21 protein-coding genes are annotated in these 26,217 nt (G+C 68.8%); 18 read left to right on the forward strand and 3 right to left on the reverse strand.

Features of this window, described 5'->3' with window-relative positions:
• The first annotated feature begins 104 nt into the window (after nt 1–104).
• The 12 genes from gyrA (at nt 105) to ACSQ4M_RS31725 (ending at nt 14,066) form a co-directional block, all read left to right on the forward strand.
• Nucleotides 105–2,738, forward strand: a complete 2,634-nt coding sequence (gyrA, locus tag ACSQ4M_RS31670) for a DNA gyrase subunit A (protein ID WP_436193330.1) — start codon at nt 105–107, stop codon at nt 2,736–2,738.
• Nucleotides 2,739–2,808: 70 nt separating this feature from the next.
• Nucleotides 2,809–3,918 carry a 3-phosphoserine/phosphohydroxythreonine transaminase gene (gene serC, locus ACSQ4M_RS31675; RefSeq protein WP_436193331.1) on the forward strand — a complete coding sequence of 370 codons (1,110 nt, stop codon included), beginning with the start codon at nt 2,809–2,811 and terminating at the stop codon, nt 3,916–3,918.
• Nucleotides 3,919–3,949: 31 nt separating this feature from the next.
• Nucleotides 3,950–5,056: a prephenate dehydratase gene (gene pheA, locus ACSQ4M_RS31680; RefSeq protein ID WP_436193332.1), complete on the forward strand. Its 1,107-nt coding sequence runs from the start codon at nt 3,950–3,952 to the stop codon at nt 5,054–5,056.
• Nucleotides 5,057–5,066: 10 nt separating this feature from the next.
• Nucleotides 5,067–5,945 carry a prephenate dehydrogenase gene (locus tag ACSQ4M_RS31685; protein ID WP_436193333.1) on the forward strand — a complete coding sequence of 293 codons (879 nt, stop codon included), beginning with the start codon at nt 5,067–5,069 and terminating at the stop codon, nt 5,943–5,945.
• Nucleotides 5,946–5,947: 2 nt separating this feature from the next.
• Complete coding sequence (locus ACSQ4M_RS31690) at nt 5,948–7,963, forward strand: bifunctional 3-phosphoshikimate 1-carboxyvinyltransferase/cytidylate kinase (RefSeq protein WP_436193334.1); 2,016 nt, start codon at nt 5,948–5,950, stop codon at nt 7,961–7,963.
• A 178-nt stretch (nt 7,964–8,141) separates the two neighbouring features.
• Nucleotides 8,142–9,830 (forward strand): 30S ribosomal protein S1, encoded by a 1,689-nt coding sequence (gene rpsA / locus ACSQ4M_RS31695; RefSeq protein WP_436193335.1) that lies wholly within the window; start codon nt 8,142–8,144, stop codon nt 9,828–9,830.
• 123 nt (nt 9,831–9,953) lie between these two features.
• Nucleotides 9,954–10,268, forward strand: a complete 315-nt coding sequence (locus ACSQ4M_RS31700; protein ID WP_056656968.1) for an integration host factor subunit beta — start codon at nt 9,954–9,956, stop codon at nt 10,266–10,268.
• Nucleotides 10,269–10,332: 64 nt separating this feature from the next.
• Nucleotides 10,333–10,665, forward strand: coding sequence for a lipopolysaccharide assembly protein LapA domain-containing protein (locus ACSQ4M_RS31705; RefSeq protein WP_436193336.1), 333 nt, complete (start codon nt 10,333–10,335; stop codon nt 10,663–10,665).
• Complete coding sequence (lapB, locus tag ACSQ4M_RS31710) at nt 10,655–11,812, forward strand: lipopolysaccharide assembly protein LapB (protein WP_436193337.1); 1,158 nt, start codon at nt 10,655–10,657, stop codon at nt 11,810–11,812. The genes ACSQ4M_RS31705 and lapB overlap by 11 nt, the downstream gene beginning before the upstream one ends.
• Entirely contained in the window at nt 11,809–12,774 is a 966-nt protein-coding gene (gene rfaE1, locus ACSQ4M_RS31715; protein ID WP_436193338.1) for a D-glycero-beta-D-manno-heptose-7-phosphate kinase, read from the forward strand. The genes lapB and rfaE1 overlap by 4 nt, the downstream gene beginning before the upstream one ends.
• 1 nt (nt 12,775) lies before the next feature.
• Nucleotides 12,776–13,774, forward strand: coding sequence for an ADP-glyceromanno-heptose 6-epimerase (gene rfaD, locus ACSQ4M_RS31720; protein WP_436193339.1), 999 nt, complete (start codon nt 12,776–12,778; stop codon nt 13,772–13,774).
• A gap of 4 nt (nt 13,775–13,778) precedes the next feature.
• Nucleotides 13,779–14,066: a ComEA family DNA-binding protein gene (locus tag ACSQ4M_RS31725; protein WP_436193340.1), complete on the forward strand. Its 288-nt coding sequence runs from the start codon at nt 13,779–13,781 to the stop codon at nt 14,064–14,066.
• On the opposite strand, the gene ACSQ4M_RS31730 is transcribed toward ACSQ4M_RS31725, so the two are convergent.
• Nucleotides 14,027–17,665, reverse strand: coding sequence for a hydantoinase B/oxoprolinase family protein (locus ACSQ4M_RS31730; protein WP_436193341.1), 3,639 nt, complete (start codon nt 17,663–17,665; stop codon nt 14,027–14,029). The genes ACSQ4M_RS31725 and ACSQ4M_RS31730 overlap by 40 nt on opposite strands.
• A gap of 114 nt (nt 17,666–17,779) precedes the next feature.
• On the opposite strand from ACSQ4M_RS31730, the gene ACSQ4M_RS31735 reads away from it, so the two are divergent.
• From ACSQ4M_RS31735 to ACSQ4M_RS31745, 3 genes are read left to right on the forward strand one after another with little or no spacing between them, the layout of a single operon-like run.
• On the forward strand, nt 17,780–18,748 hold the full coding sequence (locus ACSQ4M_RS31735) for a TRAP transporter substrate-binding protein (protein ID WP_436193342.1): 969 nt from the start codon (nt 17,780–17,782) through the stop codon (nt 18,746–18,748).
• A gap of 6 nt (nt 18,749–18,754) precedes the next feature.
• Nucleotides 18,755–19,264 carry a TRAP transporter small permease gene (locus ACSQ4M_RS31740; RefSeq protein WP_436193343.1) on the forward strand — a complete coding sequence of 170 codons (510 nt, stop codon included), beginning with the start codon at nt 18,755–18,757 and terminating at the stop codon, nt 19,262–19,264.
• Nucleotides 19,257–20,558, forward strand: coding sequence for a TRAP transporter large permease (locus ACSQ4M_RS31745; protein WP_436193344.1), 1,302 nt, complete (start codon nt 19,257–19,259; stop codon nt 20,556–20,558). The genes ACSQ4M_RS31740 and ACSQ4M_RS31745 overlap by 8 nt, the downstream gene beginning before the upstream one ends.
• Here the strand turns inward: ACSQ4M_RS31745 and ACSQ4M_RS31750 are convergent.
• Nucleotides 20,527–21,264: an aspartate/glutamate racemase family protein gene (locus ACSQ4M_RS31750; RefSeq protein ID WP_436193345.1), complete on the reverse strand. Its 738-nt coding sequence runs from the start codon at nt 21,262–21,264 to the stop codon at nt 20,527–20,529. The two genes, ACSQ4M_RS31745 and ACSQ4M_RS31750, sit on opposite strands and share 32 nt — an antisense overlap.
• Before the next feature lie 6 nt (nt 21,265–21,270).
• Here ACSQ4M_RS31750 and crcB point away from each other — a divergent pair, with 6 nt between their 5' ends.
• The gene (gene crcB, locus ACSQ4M_RS31755) at nt 21,271–21,642 is read left to right on the forward strand and encodes a fluoride efflux transporter CrcB (RefSeq protein WP_436193346.1); all 372 of its coding nucleotides are present in this window, start codon (nt 21,271–21,273) and stop codon (nt 21,640–21,642) included.
• An 18-nt stretch (nt 21,643–21,660) separates the two neighbouring features.
• Here the strand turns inward: crcB and ACSQ4M_RS31760 are convergent, their stop codons facing one another.
• Nucleotides 21,661–22,017 (reverse strand): hypothetical protein, encoded by a 357-nt coding sequence (locus tag ACSQ4M_RS31760; RefSeq protein WP_436193347.1) that lies wholly within the window; start codon nt 22,015–22,017, stop codon nt 21,661–21,663.
• A 173-nt stretch (nt 22,018–22,190) separates the two neighbouring features.
• On the opposite strand from ACSQ4M_RS31760, the gene ACSQ4M_RS31765 reads away from it, so the two are divergent.
• Nucleotides 22,191–24,008 (forward strand): glutamine--tRNA ligase/YqeY domain fusion protein, encoded by a 1,818-nt coding sequence (locus ACSQ4M_RS31765; RefSeq protein WP_436193348.1) that lies wholly within the window; start codon nt 22,191–22,193, stop codon nt 24,006–24,008.
• 117 nt (nt 24,009–24,125) lie between these two features.
• Nucleotides 24,126–26,207 carry a TonB-dependent receptor gene (locus ACSQ4M_RS31770; RefSeq protein ID WP_436193349.1) on the forward strand — a complete coding sequence of 694 codons (2,082 nt, stop codon included), beginning with the start codon at nt 24,126–24,128 and terminating at the stop codon, nt 26,205–26,207.
• The last annotated feature ends 10 nt before the right edge of the window (nt 26,208–26,217 follow it).

Consider the following 26,217-nt stretch of genomic DNA (forward strand, 5'->3'; position numbering starts at 1 on the left):
CTGGCGCGCGAACCGTAGGACAGAAGCCAAATCCCGGCTGTTTGTTGCTGTGACGCGACAGACGCCCGCGCCTAAAATGCGCGGCCTTCCCTGCTTCTCACACCATGACCCAATTCGCCAAAGAAACCCTGCCGATCAGTCTCGAAGAGGAAATGCGGCGGAGCTATCTCGATTACGCGATGAGCGTGATCGTGGGCCGGGCGCTGCCGGATGCACGGGATGGGCTGAAGCCGGTACACCGCCGCGTGCTGTTCGCGATGCACGAGCTCAACAACGACTGGAACCGGCCCTACAAGAAGTCCGCGCGTATCGTCGGCGACGTCATCGGCAAATACCACCCGCACGGCGACCAGTCGGTCTACGACACCATCGTGCGGATGGCGCAGGACTTCTCCATGCGCCACATGCTGGTGGATGGGCAGGGCAACTTCGGTTCGGTCGATGGCGACAACGCTGCCGCCATGCGGTACACGGAAATCCGCCTGGCCAAGGTGGCGCACGAACTGCTGGCCGACCTGGACAAGGAAACCGTCGACTTCGGCCCCAACTACGACGGCAGCGAGAAGGAGCCGCTGGTCATGCCGACGCGGCTGCCCAACCTGCTCGTGAACGGCTCGGGCGGCATCGCGGTCGGCATGGCCACCAACATCCCGCCGCACAACCTGAACGAGGTGGTGGACGCCTGCCTGTTCCTGCTGCGCAACCCGGACGCCGACATCGACGCCCTGATGGAGATCGTGCCGGCGCCAGACTTCCCCACGGCCGGCATCATTTACGGCATCAGCGGCGTCAAGGAAGGCTACCGCACCGGCCGCGGCAAGGTCGTGATGCGCGCAAGGTGCCACTTCGAGGACATCGACCGCGGCCAGCGCCAGGCGATCATCGTCGACGAGCTGCCCTACCAGGTCAATAAGAAGACGCTGCAGGAACGCATGGCCGAACTGGTGCACGAGAAGAAGCTCGAGGGCATCAGCCACATCCAGGACGAGTCCGACAAGTCGGGCATGCGCCTGGTGATCGAGCTCAAGCGCGGCGAGGTGCCCGAGGTGGTGCTGAACAACCTGTACAAGCAGACGCAGCTGCAGGACACCTTCGGCATGAACATGGTGGCGCTGGTCAACGGCCAGCCCAAGCTGTGCAACCTGAAGGACCTGATCCAGGTGTTCCTGGATCACCGCCGCGAAGTCGTCACACGGCGCACCATCTTCAACCTGCGCAAGGCACGCGACCGCGGCCATGTGCTGGAAGGCCTGGCCGTCGCACTGGCCAACATCGACGAGTTCATCCGCATCATCCGCGAGTCGCCCACGCCGCCCGTGGCCAAGGCCGAACTGATGGCGCGCAGCTGGGACAGCCGGCTCGTGCGCGAGATGCTCACGCGCACGCGCGCCGATGGCGGCGTCGTCAATGCCGACGACTACCGGCCCGAAGGCCTGGAACGCGCGTACGGCATGGGCAGCGACGGCCTGTACCGCCTGTCGGACACGCAGGCCCAGGAAATCCTGCAGATGCGCCTGCAGCGCCTGACGGGCCTGGAACAGGACAAGATCACGGCCGAGTACAAGGAAGTCATGGCCGAGATCGAGGACTTGCTCGACATCCTGGCCAAGCCCGAGCGTGTCACGGTCATCATCACCGACGAACTCGGCGCCATCAAGCAGGAGTTCGGCCAGACCAAGATCGGCGCGCGCCGCAGCCATGTGGAGCACAGCTCCTACGACCTCAGCACCGAGGACCTGATCACGCCGACCGACATGGTCGTGACGCTCTCACACTCGGGTTACATCAAGAGCCAGCCGCTGTCCGAATACCGCGCACAGAAGCGCGGCGGCCGCGGCAAGCAGGCCACTGCGACCAAGGAAGACGACTGGATCGACCAGCTCTTCATCGCCAACACGCACGACTACATCCTGTGCTTCTCCAACCGCGGCCGGCTGTACTGGCTCAAGGTCTGGGAAGTGCCGCAGGGCTCGCGCGGCTCGCGCGGCCGGCCCATCGTCAACATGTTCCCGCTGGCCGAGGGTGAGAAAATCAACGTGGTGCTGGCGCTCACGGGTGAAAACCGCAGCTTCCCGTCCACGCACTACGTGTTCATGGCCACCTCCATGGGCACCGTCAAGAAGACGGCGCTGGACGAGTTCAGCAACCCGCGCAAGGGCGGCATCATCGCCGTGAACCTGGACGATGGCGACTACCTGATCGGCGCCGCCCTGACCGATGGCAAGCACGACGTGATGCTGTTCTCCGACGGCGGCAAGGCTGTCCGCTTCGATGAGGACGATGTGCGCCCGCTGGGCCGTGCGGCACGTGGCGTGCGCGGCATGACGCTTGAGCCAAGCCAGAGCGTGATCGCCATGCTGGTGGCCGAGGACGAGCAGCAGTCGGTGCTGACCGCGACCGAAAACGGCTACGGCAAGCGCACCCCGATCACCGAGTACACGCGCCATGGCCGCGGCACCAAGGGCATGATCGCGATCCAGCAGAGCGAGCGCAACGGCAAGGTCGTCGCTGCCACGCTGGTCCATGCCGACGACGAGATCATGCTGATCACCGACAAGGGCGTGCTCGTGCGCACCCGCGTCAGCGAGATCCGCGAACTCGGCCGCGCCACGCAGGGCGTGACGCTGATCGGCCTGGACGAAGGCTCCAAGCTCAGCGGCCTGCAGCGCATCGTCGAGAACGATGCCAACCCGGCCCTGTCCGACGACAGCGGTGAAGGCGAAACCCCCGCCAGCTGATACCGCCCTGCCCCGGCCCCGGCCTGCGCGAGCGGCCGGGGCCTTTTTCTTCCATTGCAACGGAGTGCCCATGCAACAGCGCCCCTACAACTTTTCCGCCGGCCCGGCCGCCATCCCCGAAGAGGTGCTGCGCGAGGCCGCCTCCGAGATGCTGGACTGGCACGGCAGCGGCATGGGCGTCATGGAGATGAGCCACCGCGGCAAGGAATTCATCTCGATCTACGAGCGCGCCGAGGCCGACCTGCGCGAGCTGCTGGCCGTGCCCGCGCATTACAAGATCCTGTTCATGCAGGGCGGCGGCCTGGGCGAGAACGCCATCGTGCCGCTGAACCTCTCGCGCGGCGGCGTGGTCGATTTCGTGGTCACGGGCAGCTGGAGCCAGAAGTCGATCAAGGAAGCCGCGCGCTACTGCCAGCCGCAGCTGGCGGCCAGCAACGCCGACAGCCAACACACCACCATGCCCGACCCGGCCAGCTGGAAGCTCAGCACGGGCGCGAGCTACCTGCACATCTGCAGCAACGAGACCATCCACGGCGTGGAGTTCCAGACCCTGCCCGACCTCAAGGCCCTGGGCTCGGACACGCCGCTCGTGATCGACTGTTCCTCGCACGTGGCGAGCCGCACGATCGACTGGTCGCGCGTGGGCCTGGCCTTCGCCGGTGCGCAGAAGAACCTCGGGCCGGCCGGGCTCACGCTGGTCATCGTGCGCGAAGACCTGCTCGGCCACGCGCTCAAGGCCTGCCCGAGCGCCTTCGACTACAAGACCGTGGCCGAACACGACTCGATGTTCAACACACCGCCGACCTACGGTATCTACATCGCCGGCCTGACCTTCCAGTGGCTCAAGCGCCAGCGTGAAGGCGCGCTGTCGGGCGTCGCCGCCATGGAGCAACGCAACCGCGCCAAGGCCGAGCTGCTGTATGGCTACATCGATGGCTCCGACTTCTACGTCAACAAGGTTGCGGCCGGCTGCCGCTCGCGCATGAACGTGCCCTTCTTCCTGCGCGACGAAAGCCGCAACGAGGCCTTCCTCACGGGCGCCAAGGCACGCGGCCTGCTGCAGCTCAAGGGCCACAAATCAGTGGGCGGCATGCGCGCCAGCATCTACAACGCCATGCCGCTGGCGGGCGTCCAGGCGCTCGTGACCTACATGCGAGAATTTGCGCAGTCACAAGCCTGACATCCCCCACCTGAAAGAGACAAGACCCGCCATGTCCGCAGAGCCCAGCGCCGTTTCCTCCCCCGACCTCGCGGCGCTGCGCGTGCAGATCGACGCGCTCGACCAGGAACTGCTGGCGCTGCTCAACAAGCGGGCACACGTGGCCGAGCAGGTGGGCGCCGTCAAGCGCAGCGAGGGCTCGCCCTTCTACCGCCCCGACCGCGTGGCCCAGGTGATCGCCAAGATCCAATCGCGCAACACCGGCCCGCTACGCGACGAGCATGTGGCCGCCATCTGGAACGAGATCATGTCGGCCTGCCTGGCCCTGGAGGCCCCGCAGCGCGTGGCCGTGCTGGGCCCGGCCGGTACCTTCAGCGAAGAGGCCGCGCTGCAGTACTTCGGCAGCGCAGTCGAGCTGCAGTACTGCGCCAATTTCGACGAGGTGTTCCACGCCACGGCCTCGGGCGCAGCGCACTTCGGCGTCGTTGGCCTCGAGAGTTCGGCCGAAGGCGGCGTCACGCGCTCGCTGGACCTGTTGCTGAACACGCCCACGCACATGGTCGGCTCGGTGAGCCTGGCCGTGCAGTTCAATCTGCTGCGCCTGTCGGATTCGCTGGAGGGCATCGAGGCCGTGCTGGCCCATCCCCAGGCCCTGGCGCAGTGCCAGGGCTGGCTGTCGACCCACCTGCCCCACGCCGAGCGCCGCGCCGTGTCCAGCAACGCCGAAGGTGCGCGACTTGCCGCCACCAATCCGGCCTGGGCCGGGCTCGCCAGCGAGCGCGCGGCCACGCAGTTCGGCCTGCACCTGGTGGCCCGCGCCATCCAGGACAACGCGCACAACCGCACGCGTTTCGCCATCATCTGCCTGCCCGAAACGCTGGACGCACCGCCAGCCTCGGGCAAGGACTGCACCAGCCTCGTGGTCTCCGTGCCGAACAAGCCCGGTGCGCTGCACGACCTGCTGGTGCCGCTCAAGACCCACGGCGTGTCGATGACGCGCTTCGAGTCTCGCCCGGCCCGCACCGGCCAGTGGGAGTACTACTTCTACATCGACCTGGACGGCCATCCGTCCCAGCCGCACGTCGGCAAGGCCCTGGAAGAACTGCGCGAGATCTGCGCCTTCTACAAGCTGCTGGGCACTTACCCGGTCAGCGCCTGAGGGCGCCGCGATGTTCGAACGCCTGGGCCTGATCGGCTGCGGCCTGATGGGCGGCTCGTTCGCGCTCGCGCTGCGCCAGGCCGGCCTGGTCCGTCACATCGCCGGCTTCAGTGCCTCGCCCAACACCACGCAGCGCGCGCTCGAACTTGGCGTGATCGACGTGCAGGCTGCTTCGGCCGCTGAGGCCGCGGCTGGAGCCGACCTGGTGCTGGTCGCCGTGCCCGTCGCCGCGACCGAGACAACCTTTGCCGCCATCCGTGCCACGCTTGGCGCCGACACCCTGCTCATGGATGTGGGCTCCACCAAGAGCGACGTGGTCGCTGCGGCCGAACGCGCGCTCGGGGGCGCCCTGCCCTGCTTCGTGCCGGCGCACCCCATCGCGGGCAAGGAGCGCGCCGGCGTGGACCATGCCGATGCTGCGCTGTACCAGGGCCGCCACGTGATCCTGACGCCCATGGCCACTTCGGGCGCATCCCAACTGGCCAAGGCCCAGGCCGTCTGGACCGCGCTCGGCGCACGCCTGGTCGAGATGACACCGGCCGCGCACGACACCACCTTCGCGGCGGTCAGCCACCTGCCGCACCTGCTGGCCTTCGCCTTCATCGACGGCATCGCGCAACAGCCCGAAGGCCATGCCATCCTCGCGCTGGGCGGGCCGGGCTTTCGCGACTTCACGCGCATCGCCGCGGCCGACCCGCGCATGTGGCGCGACATCTTTCTTGCCAACCGCCAGGAGTTGCTGGGCCAGCTGCGCGCGCACCAGGAGGCGCTGGCACGGTTCGAGCAGCAGATCGTGGCCGGCGACGGCGCCGCGCTGGAACAACTGATCAAAGAGGCCAGCGGCATTCGCGCCGCCTGGCACATGGATTCATTCAAACCCGGGACCTGAGAATGTTCGACACCGCCTTTCTGGATCTCCCCCCGCTGCAGGGAGCCGCCGGAACGGTGGCGCTGCCGGGCTCCAAGAGCATCTCCAACCGCGTGCTGCTGCTGGCCGCGCTGTCGGCCGGCCAGACCGTCGTGCGCGACCTGCTGGACTCCGACGACACGCGCGTGATGCTCGCGGCGCTGGCCCAACTGGGCTGCACCATTGCGCGCGAGGGCAACAGCGTCACCATCACCGGCCTGGACGGAAAGCTCGCCACCACCGAGGCCGAGCTGTTCATGGGCAACGCCGGCACCGCCATCCGCCCGCTGACCGCCGTGCTGGCCCTGCTGGGCGGCAAGTTCACGCTGACCGGCGTGCCGCGCATGTACGAACGCCCCATCGGCGACCTCGTCGATGCGCTGGTACAGCTGGGCTGCGCCATCGGCTACGGCGCCAACCCCGGCTACCCGCCACTGCAGATCGGCATGCCCGGCACGCTGCAACTGGACCAGCCGATCCGCGTGCGCGGCGACGTCTCCAGCCAGTTCCTCACGGCCCTGCTGCTGGCGCTGCCGCTCGTCACGCGGCGCGACATCACGGTCGAGGTGGTCGGCGAACTGATCTCCAAGCCCTACGTGGAGATCACGCTGAACCTGCTGGCGCGCTTCGGCATCGCGGTGGCGCGCGAGGGCTGGCAGCGCTTCACGATCCCGGCCGGCAGCCGCTACCAGTCGCCTGGCGAGATCCATGTCGAGGCGGATGCCTCCTCGGCCAGCTACTTCGTGGCGCTGGGCGCCATCGCGGCCGATGCCTCCCAGCCGCTGCGCATCGAAGGCGTAGGCGCGGCCTCGATCCAGGGCGACATCCGCTTCGTCGAAGCCGCCCAGGCCATGGGCGCCGCGGTCGAGGCCGGCCCGAACTGGCTGCAGGTGGCACGCGGCGCCTGGCCGCTCAAGGCCATCGACCTCGATTGCAACCACATCCCCGACGCCGCCATGACGCTGGCCGTCATGGCGCTGTACGCCGACGGCCCGAGCCGGCTGCACAACATCGCCAGCTGGCGCGTCAAGGAGACCGACCGCATCGCCGCCATGGCGACCGAGTTGCGCAAGTTCGGCGCCGAGGTCGAGGAAGGCCAGGACGAGCTGCGCATCGTGCCGCCGCCCATCGCCGCGCCCTGGCCCAGCGCGGCCATCCACACCTACGACGACCACCGCGTCGCCATGTGCTTCTCACTGGCCGCCTTCCACCGGCTGCGCCCGGGCGCAGTGCCCTCGCAATCTCCGGTGCGCATCCTGGACCCCAAGTGCGTCGCCAAGACCTTCCCGGACTACTTCGAGGCGCTGCTGGCGGTCTGCCGCACGCCGACCGCTCGGGTGCCGGTGCTGTGCATCGACGGCCCCACGGCCTCGGGCAAGGGCACGGTGGCCGCCGCCGTGGCGCGCGCGCTGGGCTACCACTTCCTCGATTCGGGCGCGATGTACCGCATCACGGCCTACGCGGCCCTGCGTGCCGGCCACGCCATCGGCGCCGAGAACGAAGCCGCCATCGCCCGCATGGCGGCCACGCTGCCGGTGCGCTTCGACGACGGACGCATCTGGCTGGACACGGAGGACGTGACCGACGCGATCCGCACCGAAGCCGCCGGCATGAACGCCTCCAAGGTCTCGGCGCTGCCGGCCGTGCGCGCCGCGCTGGTGGACCTGCAGCTGAGCTTTCGCCGCTTGCCGGGCCTGGTGGCCGACGGCCGCGACATGGGCACCGTGATCTTCCCGGCGGCCCCGCTCAAGGTGTATTTGACGGCCAGCGCCGAGCGCCGCGCCGAGCGCCGGCATAAGCAGTTGATTTCCAAGGGGATTTCAACTATAATCGCCGACCTTCGCGCGGACCTTGAGGCGCGCGACGCGCGGGACTCGTCCCGCGCCGTCGCTCCGCTTCGCGCCGCAGCCGATGCCCTCACCCTGGACAACTCCGATCTGCCGGTGCAAGCCTGCGTCGATCGGGTGCTGGCCTGGTGGGATCAGCGGCAGGGCTTCTGAGGTAACAGTCAGGGCCGCACGAAGGCAAGGCCCATCCGGCCAGCCCGCGCAGCAAGCGCATCGGCCGGATGGTTCACAACCCAACCGTCGCGGGACGCTCCCGCAACTACCGCCACGACAGTCTTAGAAGCCGGCGCAATCCCGCGCAGGCAAACCTGCTCCGTGGTCAAGGAACTACATGTCTGAATCTTTTGCCGATCTGTTCGCCGAGTCGCTCCAAACCACGGAAACCCGTGTTGGCGAGGTCGTGACCGCTGAAGTCGTTCGCATCGAACACAACTTCGTCGTCGTCAACGCCGGCCTCAAGTCCGAAGCCTATGTGCCGCTGGACGAGTTCAAGAGCGACAAGGGCGAAGTCGAAGTGCAGATCGGCGAGTTCGTGTCGGTGGCCATCGTCGCCATCGAAAACGGCTACGGCGACACCATCGTCAGCCGCGACACCGCCAAGCGCCTGGCCTCCTGGATGGCCCTGGAAAAGGCTCTGGAATCCGGCGAGTTCGTGACCGGCACGACCAGCGGCAAGGTCAAGGGCGGCCTGACCGTCCTGGTCAACGGCATCCGCGCCTTCCTGCCCGGCTCGCTGATCGACACGCGCCCGGTCAAGGACCTGACGCCGTACGAGAACAAGACCCTGGAATTCAAGGTCATCAAGCTCGACCGCAAGCGCAACAACGTGGTGCTGTCGCGCCGCGCCGTGGTGGAAGCCTCCATGGGCGAAGAGCGCGCCAAGCTGATGGAGACGCTGAAGGAAGGCGCCATCGTGCAGGGCGTGGTCAAGAACATCACCGAATACGGTGCGTTCGTCGACCTGGGCGGCATCGACGGCCTGCTGCACATCACCGACATGGCATGGCGCCGCGTTCGCCACCCGAGCGAAGTGGTGCAGGCTGGTCAGGAAATCACCGCCAAGATCCTCAAGTTCGACACCGAGAAGAACCGTGTCTCGCTGGGTCTGAAGCAGATGGGCGACGACCCGTGGATGGGCGTTTCGCGCCGCTACCCGCAGAGCACGCGCCTGTTCGGCAAGGTCACCAACATCGCCGACTACGGCGCGTTCGTCGAGCTGGAACCCGGCATCGAAGGCCTGGTGCACGTCTCCGAAATGGACTGGACCAACAAGAACATCGCCCCCTCCAAGCTGGTCTCGCTGGGTGACGAAGTCGAAGTCATGGTCCTGGAAATCGACGAAGACAAGCGCCGCATCAGCCTGGGCATGAAGCAGTGCAAGGCCAACCCCTGGCAAGAGTTCGCGCAAAACACCAAGCGCGGCGACCGTGTCAAGGGCCCGATCAAGTCGATCACCGACTTCGGCGTGTTCGTCGGCCTGGCCGCCGGCATCGACGGCCTGGTCCACCTGTCCGACCTCTCGTGGAACGAAACCGGCGAAGCCGCGGTTCGCAACTACAAGAAGGGCCAGGAAGTCGACGCCATCGTGTTGGCCGTGGACGTGGACCGCGAGCGCATCTCGCTGGGCATCAAGCAGCTCGACGGCGACCCGTTCACGACCTTCGTGACGGTCAACGACAAGGGCCAGACCGTGACCGGCAAGGTCAAGACGGTGGACCCGCGCGGCGCCGAGATCGACCTGGGCGGCGACGTCATCGGTTACCTGCGTGCCTCCGAAATCAGCCGCGACCGCGTGGAAGACGCACGCAACGTGCTGAAGGAAGGCGACGAAGTCACGGCCGTGGTCGTCAACGTCGACCGCAAGACGCGCAACATCCAGCTGTCCATCAAGGCCAAGGATGCTGCCGACCAGAACGAAGCCATGGCCAGCCTGAGCCAGCAGTCCGCGCGTGAAAACGCCGGCACCACCAGCCTGGGCGCCCTGCTGCGCGCCAAGCTGGACAACAACAGCAACAACTGATCGTTGCTTGGAAAGCGCACGGGAACCCGCGTTCCTGTGCGACATTCGTCGGGCCAGCACCTTCGCCGCACCTGTGCGGTGGCAGGACTGGCCCGATTCCGTTGGATGCACCCCTGAACCACCATGACCCGATCCGACCTCGTTGAAGAACTGGCGGCCCGCTTCAGCCAGTTGACCCACCGCGATGCCGAGCACGCGGTCAAGACCATCCTGGACGCCGTGGGCGACGCCCTGGTCAAGGGCCACCGTGTGGAGATCCGCGGTTTCGGCAGCTTCTCGATCAACCGGCGTCCGCCGCGCATGGGGCGCAACCCGCGCAGCGGCGAGGCCGTGGCCATTCCCGAAAAGCGCGTGCCGCATTTCAAGCCCGGCAAGGCGCTGCGCGAGGCCGTGGACAAGGGCCCGGTCGATCCCGACGAACGGCGTTACGACCGCTGACGCGGCGTGCGCATTCGGGCCTGCGGCCCGACCGTAGAATGCCCCGGATGAGGACATTCGCTTCATGAAGAATCTGGTGTGGCTGCTCAAGTGGATACTGAAAGCAGCCATTTTTTTTACGCTGTTCGCATTCGCGCTGAACAACCAGCACGAGGGCGCGGTGCGCTTTTTCTTCGGCACCGAATGGCGCGCGCCCATGGTGCTCGTGGTGCTGGCCGCGTTCGCGCTGGGCCTGGCGCTCGGCGTGGTCGCCATGGCGCCGCGCTGGTGGCGCCAGCGCCACGCCGCGCGCGGCATGGTGGTCGAGCCACCTGCCCCCGCGCCGACCGTCCCGCCGTTGCCCGCCGAGGCCGCCACCGACACCAGCCTGGGCAACGTGCCGCGCCATGGACTTTGATCTCGGCTGGATCCTGCTGGGCCTGCCGGTGGCCTTCGTGCTGGGCTGGCTGGCCTCGCGGCTGGACCTGCGCCAGCTGCGCATCGAGAACCGGCGTGCGCCCAAGGCCTACTTCAAGGGCCTGAACTACCTGCTCAACGAACAGCAGGACCAGGCCATCGACGCCTTCATCGAGGCGGTGCAGAAGGACCCGGACACGACCGAGCTGCACTTCGCGCTCGGCAACCTGTTCCGCCGCCGCGGCGAGTACCAGCGTGCCGTGCGCGTGCACGAGCACCTGCTCTCACGCGCCGACCTCAGCGCCGCCGACCGCCACCGCGCCCAGCACGACCTGGCGCTGGACTTCCTCAAGGCCGGCCTGCTCGACCGCGCCGAGGACGCACTGCGCAAGCTCGAAGGCAGCCGCTATGAGGCACAGGCCCTGCTCGCGCTGCTGGCCATCTATGAGCGCTCGCGCGACTGGCCGCAGGCCACCGAGATTGCGCAGAAGCTGCAGGACCATGGCGAAGGCAGCTTCAGCGGCCGCATGGCGCATTACCTGTGCGAGCAAGCCGCCGCGCGCAATGCAGCGGGTGATTCGGAGGGTGCAGCCCAGCTGCTGGCCCGCGCCATCGTCACCGCGCCGCAGGCACCGCGCCCGCGCATCGACCAGGCCCTCATGCAGGTCAAGGCCGAGCGGCATGCCGAAGCACTGCACACGCTGCTGGAGCTGGCCGCCGTCGCGCCCCAGTCGGTGCCGCTGATCGCCAACGCACTGGCCCAGACCGGCAGCGCCAGCGGCCAGGCGGAACGCACGCTGGCCGCGCTGCAAGAGAGCTACGAACACTTCCCCTCGCTGGACGTGCTGGACGCCATCGTGGCGCTCGAGAGCGGGCAAGGCGACCGGCGCGACGCCGCCCGCCAGCGCTACCTGCACCACCTGGAGCGCGAGCAATCTCTCGTGGCCACGGCACGCTGGCTGGCCGGCGAGAAGCTCGAGCACGAACAGTTCCATCCGCAGGTGCAGCGCGCCATCGAGCACGCCACGCGCCCGCTCACGCGCTACCGCTGCGCCGCCTGCGGCTTCGAGGCCAAGCAGCACTTCTGGCAATGCCCGGGCTGCCAGGCCTGGGACAGCTATCCGCCGCGCCGCGTGGAGGAACTATGACGGCCACACCCGCGCTGCTGCGCAATCCCCTGCCCACGCGCGAAGCGCTGGCCGAAGCCCGCGTGCTGGTGGTCGGCGACGCCATGCTGGACCGCTACTGGTACGGTGCGGTCGACCGCATCTCGCCCGAGGCGCCCGTGCCCGTCGTGCGCGTGACACGCGAAGAAGAGCGCATCGGCGGTGCCGCCAACGTGGCCTACAACATCGTCACGCTGGGCGCGCAGGCCGCGCTGCTCTCCGTCGTGGGGGACGACGAAGCCAGTCGCAAGCTCGAGGAGCTCGTCACCGCCACCGGCATCGCGGCCCACTTCGGCCGCGACGCGCAGATGCGCACCACGGTCAAGCTGCGCGTGATCGGCCGCCAGCAGCAGCTGCTGCGGCTCGATTTCGAGACCGTGCCCGAGACCGAGACGCTGGCCTCGCAGTCCGCGCTGTTCGACGAACTCATGCCCCTGCACGCGGCCGTGCTCTTCTCCGACTACGGCAAAGGCGGCCTGGCCCATGTGGCGCAGATGATCGAAGCCGCGCGCGCGGCCGGCAAGGCCGTGCTGATCGACCCCAAGGGCAGCGACTACTCGCGCTACCGCGGCGCCACGCTGATCACACCCAACCGGGCCGAGCTGCAGCAGGTGGTGGGCAGCTGGCGCAACGAGGACGAGCTGCGCACCAAGGCCCAGCGCCTGCGCGGCGAACTGGCGCTCGAAGGTCTGCTGGTCACGCGCAGCGAGGAAGGCATGACCTTGTACGACGCACACGGCGAGACCCATGTGGCAGCCCAGGCGCGCGAGGTCTTCGACGTGACGGGCGCGGGCGACACCGTGATCGCCACCATGGCCGCGCTGGTCGCCGCCGGCGCCAGCCTGCGCGACGCCATGCCCATGGCCAACAAGGCCGGCGCCATCGTGGTCGGCAAGTTCGGCACGGCCACGGCCAGCTACGAAGAACTGTTCGAAGGCCATTGAAATGACACGCTACGTGGTCACCGGCGCGGCCGGCTTCATCGGCAGCAACCTCGTCAAGGGCCTGAACGCCCGCGGCGAGACCGACGTCATCGCGGTCGACGACCTCACGCAGGGCGACAAGTTCCGCAACCTGGCGGACCTGCAGATCGCCGACTACGTGGATGCGGCCGACTTCTACACCCGCTTCGACCAGGGCCGGTACGGCCGCGTCGAGGCTGTGTTCCACGAAGGCGCCTGCAGCGACACCATGGAGAGCAATGGCCAGTACATGATGGCCAACAACTACACGCTCACCGTGAACCTGTGGGAAGCCTGCCAGCGCCAGCACACGCGGTTGCTGTACGCCTCATCCGCCGCGACCTACGGCGGCTCGGCCGTGTTCAAGGAAGATCCGGCCAACGAGGCCCCGCTCAACGTCTACGGCTACTCCAAGCTGCTGGTGGACCAGCGCCTGCGCCGCGAGACCGGCGCCCAGTTCGAGCGCGCGCGCCACCAGACCGTGGGCTTTCGCTACTTCAACGTCTATGGCCCGCGCGAGCAGCACAAGGGCCGCATGGCCAGCGTGGCCTTCCACCAGTACCACCAGTTCAACGCCGAGAAGCAGGTACGCCTGTTCGGCGAGTACGGCGGCTATGCGCCGGGCGAGCAGGAGCGCGACTTCGTCTACATCGACGACGTGGTGGCCGTGAACCTCTGGTTCCTCGACCACCCGGACCGCTCGGGCCTGTTCAATCTCGGCACGGGCCGCGCCCAGCCCTTCAACGACGTGGCTCTGGCTGTCGTCAACGCGCGCCGCGGCACGGCGCTGACGTTGGAAGAAGCCGTGCAGCAGGAAGCCATCGTCTACACCGCCTTCCCCGATGCGCTGCGCGGCAAGTACCAGTGCCACACCCAGGCCGACCTGACGGCCCTGCGTGCGGCCGGCTGCGAGCATGCCTTTGCCGATGTGCGCACGGGCGTGACGGCCTACATGCAGGCCCTGGCGCTGGCCGGCGCCTGAAGCCATGCGCGCCCTGCTCGCGCTGCTGCTGGTCCTGGCGGCGCCGGCCTGGGCGCTCGAAGTCAACCAGGCCAGCGCTGCCGAACTCGACGGCCTGCGCGGCGTGGGCCCCGGCCTGTCCACGCCCATGCTGGAGGAGCGCGCCAAGGCGCCGTTCCGCGACTGGGCCGACCTCATGGCCCGCATCAAGGGGATCGGCCCGGGCAACGCGGCGCGCTTTTCAGCCCAAGGCCTGCGCGTGAACGGCCAGGCCTACGAGCGGCCGGCCTCCCCCTCCTCCGCAGCCCGCTGACCGAAGCCACCGCCGCCCGGCGTGTGGATCTCGAACACATCACCGGCCTGCATCTGCGCCTGGCCGATGTGGCCCAGTGGCTCCACGCGCCCGTCGGCACGCAGCACGCGGTTCAGGCCCGGCGCACCGGCCTGCCCGCCAGCCATGCCGAAGGCCGGATGCACCCGCCCGTTCGACAGGATGCCGGCCGTCATCGGCTCCAGGAAGCGCACGCGGCGCACGCCGCCGTCGCCGCCGCGCCAGCGGCCCGCACCGCCCGAGCCGGCGCGGATGGCGTAGCTCTCCAGCCGCACCGGAAAGCGGTGCTCCAGCACCTCCGGGTCGGTCAGCCGCGAGTTGGTCATGTGGGTCTGCACGACACTGGTGCCGTCGAAGCCCTCACCCGCACCCGAGCCGCCCGCAATGGTCTCGTAGTACTGGTGCTGCGCGTTGCCGAAGGTGAAGTTGTTCATCGTGCACTGGCCGGCTGCCATCACGCCCAGCGCGCCGAACAGCGCGTTGGTGATGCAGGTCGAGGTCTCCACGTTGCCCGCCACCACCGAGGCCGGCGGGTTGGGGTTCAGCATCGAGCCCGGCGGAATGAGGACCTGCAGCGGCTTGAGGCAACCCGCGTTGAGCGGGATGTCGTCGTCCACCAGCGTGCGGAACACGTAGAGCACGGCCGCCATGCAGACCGCCGTGGGCGCATTGAAGTTGTTGTCCTGCTGCAGTGAGGTGCCCGTGAAGTCGATGACCGCGCTGCGCGCCGCGGCGTCCACGCGGACCGCGACCTGGATCTGCGCGCCGTTGTCCAGCGGCAGCGTGAAGCAGCCGTCCTTCAGCCGCGTGATGACGCGGCGCACCGACTCCTCGGCGTTGTCCTGCACATGGCCCATGTAGGCGCGCACCACATCCAGGCCGTACTGCGCCACCATGCGGCGCAACTCCTGCACGCCCTTCTCGTTGGCCGCAATCTGCGCTTTCAGGTCCGCCAGGTTCTGCTGCGGGTTGCGGGCCGGGAACTCTCCAGACCCCAGCAAGGCCAGCAGCTCGGCTTCGCGCAACTGCCCACCCGCGACCAGCTGGAAGTTGACGATCCGCACGCCCTCCTCCTCGATGCGCGTGGAGAACGGCGGCATCGAGCCCGGTGTGCTGCCGCCGATGTCGGCATGGTGGCCACGCGAGCCCACGTAGAACAGCGGCTGCGCGTCGCTCTCGTGCAGGTAGACCGGCGTGATCACGGTCACGTCGGGCAGGTGGGTGCCGCCGTGGTAGGGATCATTCAGCGCGAACACGTCGCCCGGCCGCGTGCTGGCCTGGTTGGCGCGGATCACGGCCTGGATGCTCTCGCCCATGGAGCCCAGGTGCACCGGCATGTGCGGCGCATTGGCCACCAGCTGGCCCGCGCCGTCGAATAGCGCGCAGCTGAAATCCAGACGTTCCTTGATGTTGACCGAGTAGGCGGTGTTCTGCAGCTGCAGGCCCATCTGCTCGGCGATGTTCATGAACAGGTTGTTGAAGACCTCCAGCAGCACCGGGTCCACCGTGGTGCCGGCCGCATGGGCCACGGCACGTGACAGGCGGCGCTCCAGCACCAGGTGGTCGCGCGCGGTCAGGCAGGCTTCCCAGCCGGGCTCCAGCACGGTGGTCGCATTGCGCTCGGCAACGATGGCCGGGCCGGCGATGCGGTCGCCCGGCCGCAGGTCTTCGCGCACCACCAGTGCGGCCTGGTGCCACGCACCTTCGCAGTACATGGCCACGGTCTCGCGCACCGGCGCAGGCCGTGGCGCGCCCAATGGCAGCTGCGGCTCGGCGGGCGCATCGCCGGCCAGCTGGGCCTCTACCGACACGGCCTCGACCACCAGCGCCCTGCCGGCCATCAGGAAGGAGAAGCGCTGGCGGTAGGCGGCCTCGAACGCGGCCTGCATGTCGGCCAGACTGCCGAAGGGCACGACCAGCGCCGCATCGCTGCCCTGGTAGCGCAGGTGCACGCGCCGGTCCACCAGCGTCGGGCCCTCGCCCATGGCCTGGCGCGCGAGCTCGGTGCCAGCGGCCTCGGCCAGGCGTTCCAGCGCAGCCGCGATGGCAGGCAGCTGCTCGGGCTGCAGCGGCAGTTCCAGCGCCTGCTCGCGGATCACGGACTGGTCGGCCAGCCCCATGCCGTAGGCGCTCAGCACGCCGGCCAGCGGGTGCACGAAGACCCGGTCCATGCCCAGCGCATCGGCCACCAGGCAGGCGTGCTGGCCACCCGCGCCGCCGAAGCACTGCAGTGTGTAGCGCGTGACGTCGTAGCCGCGCGCCACCGAGATCTTCTTGACCGCGTTGGCCATCTGCTGCACGGCGATCGCGATGCAGCCCTCGGCCACCTGCTCGGCACTGCGCCCGGCCCGGGCCGCGAGTTCGGCGAAGCGTCGGCGCACCACGGCCAGGTCCAGCGCCGCGTCGCCGCCCGGCCCGAACACCTGCGGAAACCAGGCCGGCTGCAGCTTGCCCAGCAGCACATTGGCGTCGGTCACCGCCAGCGGCCCGCCGCGCCCGTAGCTGGCCGGCCCCGGGTTGGCACCCGCGCTCTGCGGGCCCACGCGAAAGCGCTGGCCGTCGAACTGCAGGATGGAGCCGCCGCCGGCCGCGACCGTGTGGATGGCCAGCATCGGCGCGCGCATGCGCACGCCGGCCACCTGGGTCTCGAACTCGCGCTCGAAGCTGCCCGCGTAGTGCGACACGTCGGTCGAGGTGCCGCCCATGTCGAAGCCGATCACGCGGTCATGGCCACCCAGCTGCGCGGTCCGCGCCATGCCCACGATGCCGCCGGCCGGGCCGGACAGGATCGCGTCCTTGCCCTGGAAGGCATGGGCATCGGCCAGCCCGCCCGAGGACTGCATGAACAGCAGGCGCACGCCCGGCATCTGCTGCGCGACCTGGTCCACGTAGCGGCGCAGGATGGGCGAGAGGTAGGCGTCGACCACGGTGGTGTCGCCGCGGCTCACGAGCTTCATGAGCGGGCTGGTGCGGTGCGAGGCGCTGACCTGCGTGAAGCCGATCTCGCCCGCGATGCGCGCAGCCGCCTGCTCGTGTGCCGCGAAGCGCCAGCCGTGCAGGAAGACGATGGCCACGCTGCGCAGGCCGCTGTCGAAGGCCTGCTGCAGTCGGATCCGCAGCGCAGTCTCGTCCAGTGGCTGCAGCACCGTGCCATCGGCCGCCACACGCTCGTCGGCCTCGACCACGGCGCTGTAGAGCAACTCGGGCAGCACGATATGGCGGTCGAACAGCCGCGGCCGGTTCTGGTAGGCGATGCGCAGGGCATCGCGAAAGCCCTGCGTGGTGACCAGCAGCGTCGGCGCGCCCTTGCGCTCCAGCAGCGCGTTGGTCGCCACGGTGGTGCCCATCTTCACGCAGTCCACGCGCTCGGCCGTGATCGGCTCGCCCGGCGCCAGGCCCAGCAGCGCGCGCATGCCGGCGACGGCCGCATCGTCGTAGCGCTCCGGGTTCTCGGACAGCAGCTTGTGCGTGACCAGGCTGCCATCCGGCCTCTTGCCCACGATGTCGGTGAAGGTGCCGCCGCGGTCGATCCAGAACTGCCAGCGGGCGGGGACGGAAGAAGTGCGTGGGTGTGTCTGCATGCGGGCTCCGCTTGCATGGTACGTGCCGGCCTTGCGGACAAACACGGGGCGGGTGGCCCGGGAATTGCATTTATGCTGGTTTCCCTTCGCCATCCCCCTTCCACCGGAGAGACCATGAAGCTTCATCCCGCCCTGCTTGCAGCTGCCGCACTGGCCCTGGCACCCCAGGCCTTCGCCCAGACCAAGTGGGACCTGCCGGCCGCCTATCCGGCCACGAACTTCCACACCGTCAACCTGAGCCAGTTCGCGGCGGACGTGGACAAGGCCACCGGCGGCAAGCTCAAGATCACGGTGCATGCCAACGCCTCGCTGTTCAAGGCGCCCGAGATCAAGCGTGCCGTGCAGGGCGGCCAGGCCCAGGCGGGCGAGATCCTGCTCGTGAACTTCCAGAACGAGTGGCAGGTGTTCGGCGCCGATGGCCTGCCCTTCCTGGCCGACAGCTACGACGCGGCCTGGAAGCTCTACCAGGCGCAAAAGCCATTGCTGGAGAAAAAGCTCAACGAGCAGGGCATGTCGCTGCTGTACACGGTGGCCTGGCCGCCGCAGGGCATCTACGTGAAGAAGCCGATCCAGTCCGCGGCCGACCTCAAGGGCGTCAAGTGGCGCGCCTACAGCCCGGCCACGGCGCGCATCGCCGAGCTGGTGGGCGCGCAGCCCGTCACCGTGCAGGCGGCCGAGTTGTCGCAGGCCATGGCCACGGGCGTGATCGAGTCCTACATGTCGTCCGGCTCCACCGGCTTCGATACCAAGACCTACGAGCACATCAAGTACTGGTACGACACGCAGGCCTGGCTGCCCAAGAACGCGGTGATCGTCAACAAGGCCGCGTTCGACGCGCTGGATGCGGCCGGCAAGAGCGCGGTGATGAAGGCCGCGGCCGAGGCCGAGACGCGCGGCTGGGCCGCGTCGAAGAAGGAGAACACCGACACGCAGGAGAAGCTCAAGGCCAACGGCATGAACATCCTGCCGCCCCCGCCGCAGCTCAAGACCGACATGGCCAAGGTCGGCGACACCATGCTCAAGGAGTGGCTGGACAAGGCCGGTGCCGATGGCAAGGCCCTGGTCGACGCCTACCGCAAGTAAGGCCGCATGCGCCGCCTTCTCGACGCGCTCTACGACGGCGCCGCCTGGCTGGCGGCGCTGTGCATGGTGGCGCTGCTGGTCGCCGTGCTGCTGTCCATCATCGGACGCCAGCTGCACTTCAACATCCCCGGCATCGACGCCTACGCCGGCTACCTGATGGCCGGTGCGGGCTTCCTGGCGCTGGCCCACACGCTCAAGCGCGGCGAGCACATCCGCGTGACGCTGCTGATCAACGCCCTGCGCGGCGGCGCACGCCGTGGCCTGGAACTCTGGTCTTTGGGCCTGGCCACGCTGCTGGCCACGCTGTTCGCGTTCTACAGCTGCCGGCTGGTCTGGCAGTCGCACAGCTTCCACGACATCTCGACCTCCAACGACGCCACGCCGCTGTGGATCCCGCAGCTGGCCATGGCGGTGGGCACGGTGGTGTTCGCGCTGGCCTTCGTCGACGAACTGGTGCGCGAGTTGCGCGGCGAGCGCGCGCAGGCCGCCAGCGGGGAGGCACTGCGCAATGAGTGACCTGGTCATCACCGGCCTGCTGGTGCTGTCGCTGTTCCTGATCCTGGGCAGCGGCGTCTGGATCGGGCTCACGCTGTCGGGCGTGGCCTGGATCGGCATGCAGCTGTTCTCCTCGCGGCCGGCCGGCGACGCCATGGCCGTGACGATCTGGGGCTCCGCTTCGAGCTGGACACTGACCGCGTTGCCGCTGTTCGTCTGGATGGGCGAGATCCTATTCCGCACCCGGCTCAGCGAGGACATGTTCAAGGGCTTGTCGCCCTGGCTGCAGGCACTGCCGGGCCGGCTGCTGCACACCAACGTGGTGGGCTGCACCATCTTCGCGGCGGTCTCGGGCTCCAGCGCCGCGACCTGCGCGACCATCGGCAAGATGACGCTACCCGAGCTCGCCAGGCGCGGCTACCCCGAGCACATGACGGTGGGCACGCTGGCCGGCGCCAGCACGCTGGGGCTGCTGATCCCGCCGTCCATCATCATGATCGTCTACGGCGTCGCGGCCGAGGTCTCGATCTCGCGGCTGTTCATCGCCGGCGTGCTGCCCGGGCTGCTGCTGGGCCTGCTGTTCTCGGGCTACATCGTGGTCTGGGCCTTGCGCAACCCACATCTGGTGCCGGCCGCCGACGCGAAGATGGGCTTCACGCAGAAGCTCGCAGCCTCGCGCAGCCTGATCCCGGTGGTGCTGCTGATCGTGGCCGTGCTGGGTTCGATCTACGCCGGTATCGCCACCGCCACCGAGGCGGCCGCGCTGGGCGTGGTCGGCTCGCTGGTGATCTCGGCCGTGCAGGGTTCGCTGAGCTGGGCCAACTTCCGCGACGCGCTGCTCGGCGCCACGCGGCTGTACTGCATGATCGCGCTGATCCTGGCGGGCGCGGCCTTCCTCACGCTGTCCATGGGCTACATCGGCCTGCCCCGCCATCTGGCCGAGTGGATCGCCTCGCTGGGGCTCAGCCAGGGCCAGCTGCTCGCGGCGCTGGCGGTGTTCTTCATCATCCTGGGCTGCTTCCTGGACGGCATCTCCATGGTGGTGCTGACCATGGGCGTGCTGATGCCCACGGTGCAGAAGGCCGGCATCGACCCGATCTGGTTCGGCATCTTCATCGTGCTGGTCGTGGAGATGGCGCAGATCACGCCGCCGGTGGGCTTCAACCTGTTCGTGCTGCAGGGCATGACGGGCAAGGAGCTGCCCTGGATCGCCAAGGTCGCGCTGCCGATGTTCCTGCTGATGTGCCTGGCCGTGCTGCTGCTCTACCTGGTCCCCGGCCTGGTCACCTGGCTGCCGCAGCAGATGATGAACTGAGGGCCGCGCGCAGCACCGCATCGTCCAGCAGCGACAGGCAGCGCCAGCCGGTCGCCGCCGCCACCGCCGCCGCATAGGGCGGCAGGTTGGTGCATTCCAGCACCAGCGTGCGCAGCTGCGGCGCGCGGGCCTGCAACGCCAGGGCCGCGGCCACCACCTCGGCCTCGGCGCGCACCAGGTCCAAGGCCGGCGCGTTGCCGAGGATGGCGGCGACGAAATGGCTGTCCGGCGCCACGCCCTGCACCAGCACGTCGGCCAGCCGCGCCGGGGGCACACCCGCTGCCAGCAGATGGGCGGGCGTCAAGGCCTGTTCGCTGATGGTCAGCACGCCCACCTGGGCGGCCGATGCCAGCAACGCGGGCAACTGCAGAAGACTGGAACTGCGCACGGGCACAGGGGTGGCGGCCTGCAGCACATCCTGCAGCAGCACCAGGAAGCCGCAGCTTGTCGTCACCGCACAGGCACCCTGCGCGGTCAGCGCGCGCACCGCGTTGACGAAGGCCGGCGCGAGCGCCCTCAAGGCGGGCGGCGAGCCCACCACTTCGCGCGGCCATGCCCCTGCAACGCGCCACTGGCGCACGGCGCAACCGAAGCTGCCCGGATGCCCGATGTCGCCGAGCGGGCGCGGAAAGCGTGTGTCCAGCATGACCACACCGAGCAGCCCATCGGCTGCGGCTACAGTGTCGGGCGATTCGATCCGAGGCACCTCACCATGCTATCCGTCTTCGCCATCTGCTGTGGCGCCTGCTTGGGCGCGCTGGGCCGCTGGGGTCTGTCCCTGTGGCTCAACACGCATGGGCCGATCCCGCTGGGCACCCTGGCCGCCAACCTGATCGGCGGCTACCTGATCGGTGTGTGCATCGGCGTTTTCGAGGCGGCACCGACCCTGCATCCAGCCTGGCGGCTGGCCCTTGTCACAGGTTTCCTGGGTGCGCTGACGACGTTCTCGAGCTTCTCGGCCGAAGTGGTGCTCATGCTGCGGGACGCCCGCTATGGCCTGGCCTTGGCCACAGCCGCGACCCATCTGCTGGGGTCGCTGGCCCTGACCATTGCCGGGCTGCGCACCGTGATGCTGCTGCGCTGAGAGACTGACAGGCTGCCGTCAGCGCCGCCAGCCGTCGCGGCGGTCGTGCCGATGGCCGTGGCGGTGCCCATGGAAATGCGGCCGCGGCGGACCGTAGTAGATGGGCTGCGGCTGGTAGTAGACCCGCGGCGGCGGCACGTAGTACACGGGCGGCGCGTGGTAGACCGGCGGCGGCCGGTAGTAGCGCGGCGGCGGCGCCACGATGACGGGCGGCGCGACGTAGACCGGCGCATTGCCCACGATCACCTGGGCACCCGGCGCACCCACGCCGACCGACCAGACCACGTCGCGCGCCTGGGCGCCGGTCGCCATCGCCCAGCCTGCGATCCCGATGGCCGCGGCGGCGGCCCAGCGGCCTGCTTGCGTCAATGCCATGTGCACTCCTTCATGTCGTCGCCGCAAATTGCGGCCATGGGCTATTGACGCACGAACATGCAAATGGATGACGCAGCGCGCGTTAAACAGGTTACCGCGGGTAACGACTCCTGCGCAGGGCCGCACAAGCCCTCAGCCTGAGTGATCGACGCTCCCCTCCTAGAATCGGTTACATGAATTCCCCCGCGTCCGAGCCGACCGACCACAAACAAAGCAATTTCCTGCGCCAGATCATCGAGAACGACCTGGCCCAGGGCACCTATGCCAGCCGCCACTGGGGCGGCAGCCCCGGCGATGCCGCCCACCATGCCCAGGGACCGAGCGATCCGGCCCGCGTGCGCCTGCGCTTTCCGCCCGAGCCCAACGGCTACCTGCACGTGGGCCACGCCAAGAGCATCTGCCTGAACTTCGGGCTGGCGCGCGACTACGGCGGCGTCTGCCATCTGCGCTTCGACGACACCAACCCCGAGAAAGAGGACGAGGAGTACGTGCGCAGCATCGTCGACAGCGTGCGCTGGCTCGGCTTCAACTGGGAGTCCGGCGGCGCCAGCCACCTCTACCAGGCCAGCGACTACTTCGACTTCATGTACCGCGCGGCCGAGTACTTGATCGAGGCAGGCCACGCCTACGTCGACGAACAGACGCCCGAGGAAATGCGCGCCAACCGTGGCGACTTCGGCAAGCCCGGCGTGGACAGCCCGTTCCGCAGCCGCACGCCCGCCGAGAACCTGGCCCGTTTCCGCGCCATGCGCGACGGCCAGCTGGCCGATGGCGCCGCCGTGCTGCGCGCCAAGATCGACATGGCCAGCCCCAACATCAACATGCGCGACCCGGCGATCTACCGCATCCGCCGCGCCACGCACCACAACACGGGCGACCGCTGGTGCATCTACCCGATGTACACCTACGCGCACCCGATCGAGGACGCGCTGGAGCAGATCACGCACAGCATCTGCACGCTGGAGTTCGAAGACCAGCGCCCGTTCTACGACTGGCTGCTCGAACGCCTGGCCGAAGGCGGCCTGCTGTCGGCCCCGCCGCCGCGGCAGTACGAGTTCGCGCGGCTGAACCTCACCTACGTGATCACCAGCAAGCGCAAGCTCGCCCAGCTCGTCAACGAGCAGCGCGTGAGCGGCTGGGACGACCCGCGCATGCCCACCATCGTGGGCCTGCGCCGGCGCGGCTACACGGCCGAGGCCATCCAGCTCTTCGCCGAGCGCATCGGCGTGACCAAGAGCGACAGCTGGATCGACTACAGCACGCTGGAAGGCTCGCTGCGCGACACGCTGGACGCCACGGCCAAGCGCGCCATGGCCGTGCTCGACCCGGTCAAGCTGGTCATCACCAACTGGGACGCGCTGCACGGCGCCGGCACGTTGGACGATTGCAGCGCGCCGATCAACCCTCACGCGCCCGAACAGGGTCGGCGCAGCTTCCAGTTCGGCAAGGAACTGTGGATCGAGCGCAGCGACTACGAGGAAACGCCGCCCAAGGGCTTCCACCGCCTGTACCCGCCGCAGATCGCGGCCGACGGCACGGCCAAGCCCGGCAACCGCGTGCGCCTCAAGTACGGCCACGTGGTGCAGTGCACAGGCGCCGTGCGCGATGCCGAAGGCCGCATCACCGAGGTGCATGCCGAACTGGTGCCCGACACCAAGAGCGGCACGCCGGGCGCCGACGCCATCAAGGTCAAGGGCGTGATCACCTGGGTCGGCGTGCACGACGCCGTGCCGGCCGAGGTGCGGCTGTACGAGCGTCTGTTCAACGACGCCCACCCCGACGCGGGTGGGAAGAACTTCCTGGACAGCCTGAACCCGGACAGCCTGCGCACCGTGCAGGCCTACCTGGAGCCCTCGCTGGCCAGCGCCGGCGTGGACGACCGCTTCCAGTTCGAGCGCCATGGCTACTTCGTGGCCGACCGGCGCGACCACCATCCCGACAAGCCGGTGTTCAACCGCACCACGGGCCTGAAGGACAGCTGGGGCAAGTAAGCCCTCCACACCGGCGCCGCGCACGGCGCCATACGCCATTCGGCGCATGGGGCGCCGTGCGCCCGCCTGCGATACTTGTAAGAAGAAATCAACAATCTTCTTATGAGGGAGTTCCGCATGCATGCGACACGGTGGTGGAGCGGCCTGGCCGCCGCGGTTCTGGCAACGTCGACCCAGGCGCAGCAGCCCGGCGCGGCACTGCAGGATGTGACGATCAAGGGCCAGGCCCTGGCCGAGAGCGCCGACCAGCCCTACAGCGTGCAGAGCTTCACGCAGCAGGAGATCCGCGAACGCCAGATCAGCCAGCCCGAGCAGCTGTTCCGTGAAGTCCCCGGCATGGAGGTGCGTGGCCTGGGCTACGGCGGCGTGGCCAACTCCTTCGTCCTGCGCGGTTTCTCGGGCGGCGGGCATGGCGGCGACATCGGCTTCGTCATCGACGGCATCCCGCTCAACGAGGCCTCCAGCCACGCCGACGGCTACGCCGACCTGAATGTGCTGGTGCCGCTGGAGCTGGCCAACATGCGCGTGTTCAAGGGTCCGGTATCGGCCCTGTACGGCAACTTCAACCGCGCCGGCGTGGTGGCGCTGGAATCGCGCAAGGGCGGCAGCTACCGCGAGGCCGACCTGCGCCTGGGCAGCTACGGCACGGTGGACCTGCAGGCCGCGGCCGGCGGGCAGGTCGGCGGCGCCCGCGTCAACGCAGCGGCCCAGGTCTACCGTACCGACAGCTACCGCCAGCAGTCCGGCAACGAACGCGCCACCGTGGCGCTGCGCGCGGCCTTCGACCTCACCAGCGCTACCGAACTGGCCCTGTCCACCCGCCTGCACAAGGCCGATGCCGACACCGCCTCGGTCATCACCCAGGACCAATACGACAGCCGCGGCCGCTTCTACGACAAGAACCCGAACGTCATGAACGACGCCTCGGACAAGAACTACGGCACGCTGCGCGCCGACCTCTCGCACCGCATCTCGCCAGACCTGAAGCTGCTGGGCTTCGTCTACGGCACCAAACAGGACTTCTGGCGCTCGTTCACGCGGCTGACCAATGCCACCACCTGGCAGCAGCGCCGCGAGAGCTACGACCGCGACGTGCTGGGCTACGGCCTGAACCTGAACGCCAGCCAGCGCTGGCTGGACCGCCCCGTGCAGTGGGTAGCCGGCGCGGAGCACTACGCCGAAGACACGCACTACCGCTACCTGGACGCGTTGAACAACAACCAGACCACCGCCGCCACGACCACCGCCGGCGTGAACGGCGGCAGCGGCACGCTGGACCGCATGCTCAAGACCCGCACCGATGCCGTCTTCGCGCAGGGAGAATGGGCACTGCACCCGCTGCTGCGGCCCAGCCTGGGCCTGCGCCACGACCGCATCTCCGGCGGCTGCGCGCGCCGCGGCCAGGAGACGCGCACGGGCGCCAGCGCCCAGTGTGGCGACATGCAGGACTTCTCCGTCAACACGCCCAAGTTCGGTCTGCGCTCGACTTGGCTGCCCGGCGTGCTGGAAGCGCGCGCCAGCATCGCCGAAGGCTATGCGCTGCCCAGCGACGCGGCCAAGTTCACGGCCGGCCTGGCGGTGCAACCCACCACCTTCCGCCAGACCGAGCTGGGCCTGGCCTTCACGCCCGGCGCCGACTGGCTGATCGACCTGGCCTGGTTCCGCACCAACAGCCGGGACGAGGTGGCGCTGGTCGATGCCTCCTCGCTGACCTACGCCAACATCGGCCGCACGCGGCGCGAAGGCCTGGAGGCCGAAGTGCGCTGGATGCCCGGTGGCCTGTGGGAGCTGTCCGCCGCGCTCTCGCACACGCGCACCCGCGTGGTGGAGAGCCTGCCCGGCACGCCCTGGCTGGTCGGCTCGGCCATCACCGGCGTGCCGCGCAACCTGGCCACGCTCGTGGCCACGCTGCGCCCCATGGCCGGCGTCACGCTGACGGCCACCGGACGGGCCGTCGGCCGCTATGCGATCAACCAGCCCAGCGCCACCAGCGCGGCCACGACCTACGGCGGTTACCGCACGCTGGACCTGATGGCCAGCTACGACGTGCGCGGCGCGAACAGGCAGCGCTGGTTCGTGCAGCTGACCAACGTGACCGACCGCCGCTACGCCACCTCGGCCGGCATCACGGGCGGCACGCCCACCTACAACCCGGGCGCACCGCGGCTGGTCACGCTCGGCACCTCCCTCAGCTTCTGAAAGAATGAGC

Source organism: Pseudorhodoferax sp. LjRoot39 (genome assembly GCF_964253035.1).
Classification (GTDB): Bacteria; Pseudomonadota; Gammaproteobacteria; order Burkholderiales; family Burkholderiaceae_C; genus Pseudorhodoferax.

What these genes read in the sequence shown, in the direction of transcription:
- gyrA (WP_436193330.1), top strand. Translation starts at nt 105, where the DNA reads ATGACCCAATTCGCCAAAGAAACCCTGCCGATCAGTCTCGAAGAGGAA.
- serC (WP_436193331.1), top strand. Translation starts at nt 2,809, where the DNA reads ATGCAACAGCGCCCCTACAACTTTTCCGCCGGCCCGGCCGCCATCCCC.
- pheA (WP_436193332.1), top strand. Translation starts at nt 3,950, where the DNA reads ATGTCCGCAGAGCCCAGCGCCGTTTCCTCCCCCGACCTCGCGGCGCTG.
- ACSQ4M_RS31685 (WP_436193333.1), top strand. Translation starts at nt 5,067, where the DNA reads ATGTTCGAACGCCTGGGCCTGATCGGCTGCGGCCTGATGGGCGGCTCG.
- ACSQ4M_RS31690 (WP_436193334.1), top strand. Translation starts at nt 5,948, where the DNA reads ATGTTCGACACCGCCTTTCTGGATCTCCCCCCGCTGCAGGGAGCCGCC.
- rpsA (WP_436193335.1), top strand. Translation starts at nt 8,142, where the DNA reads ATGTCTGAATCTTTTGCCGATCTGTTCGCCGAGTCGCTCCAAACCACG.
- ACSQ4M_RS31700 (WP_056656968.1), top strand. Translation starts at nt 9,954, where the DNA reads ATGACCCGATCCGACCTCGTTGAAGAACTGGCGGCCCGCTTCAGCCAG.
- ACSQ4M_RS31705 (WP_436193336.1), top strand. Translation starts at nt 10,333, where the DNA reads ATGAAGAATCTGGTGTGGCTGCTCAAGTGGATACTGAAAGCAGCCATT.
- lapB (WP_436193337.1), top strand. Translation starts at nt 10,655, where the DNA reads ATGGACTTTGATCTCGGCTGGATCCTGCTGGGCCTGCCGGTGGCCTTC.
- rfaE1 (WP_436193338.1), top strand. Translation starts at nt 11,809, where the DNA reads ATGACGGCCACACCCGCGCTGCTGCGCAATCCCCTGCCCACGCGCGAA.
- rfaD (WP_436193339.1), top strand. Translation starts at nt 12,776, where the DNA reads ATGACACGCTACGTGGTCACCGGCGCGGCCGGCTTCATCGGCAGCAAC.
- ACSQ4M_RS31725 (WP_436193340.1), top strand. Translation starts at nt 13,779, where the DNA reads ATGCGCGCCCTGCTCGCGCTGCTGCTGGTCCTGGCGGCGCCGGCCTGG.
- ACSQ4M_RS31730 (WP_436193341.1), bottom strand. Translation starts at nt 17,665, where the DNA reads ATGCAGACACACCCACGCACTTCTTCCGTCCCCGCCCGCTGGCAGTTC.
- ACSQ4M_RS31735 (WP_436193342.1), top strand. Translation starts at nt 17,780, where the DNA reads ATGAAGCTTCATCCCGCCCTGCTTGCAGCTGCCGCACTGGCCCTGGCA.
- ACSQ4M_RS31740 (WP_436193343.1), top strand. Translation starts at nt 18,755, where the DNA reads ATGCGCCGCCTTCTCGACGCGCTCTACGACGGCGCCGCCTGGCTGGCG.
- ACSQ4M_RS31745 (WP_436193344.1), top strand. Translation starts at nt 19,257, where the DNA reads ATGAGTGACCTGGTCATCACCGGCCTGCTGGTGCTGTCGCTGTTCCTG.
- crcB (WP_436193346.1), top strand. Translation starts at nt 21,271, where the DNA reads ATGCTATCCGTCTTCGCCATCTGCTGTGGCGCCTGCTTGGGCGCGCTG.
- ACSQ4M_RS31760 (WP_436193347.1), bottom strand. Translation starts at nt 22,017, where the DNA reads ATGGCATTGACGCAAGCAGGCCGCTGGGCCGCCGCCGCGGCCATCGGG.
- ACSQ4M_RS31765 (WP_436193348.1), top strand. Translation starts at nt 22,191, where the DNA reads ATGAATTCCCCCGCGTCCGAGCCGACCGACCACAAACAAAGCAATTTC.
- ACSQ4M_RS31770 (WP_436193349.1), top strand. Translation starts at nt 24,126, where the DNA reads ATGCATGCGACACGGTGGTGGAGCGGCCTGGCCGCCGCGGTTCTGGCA.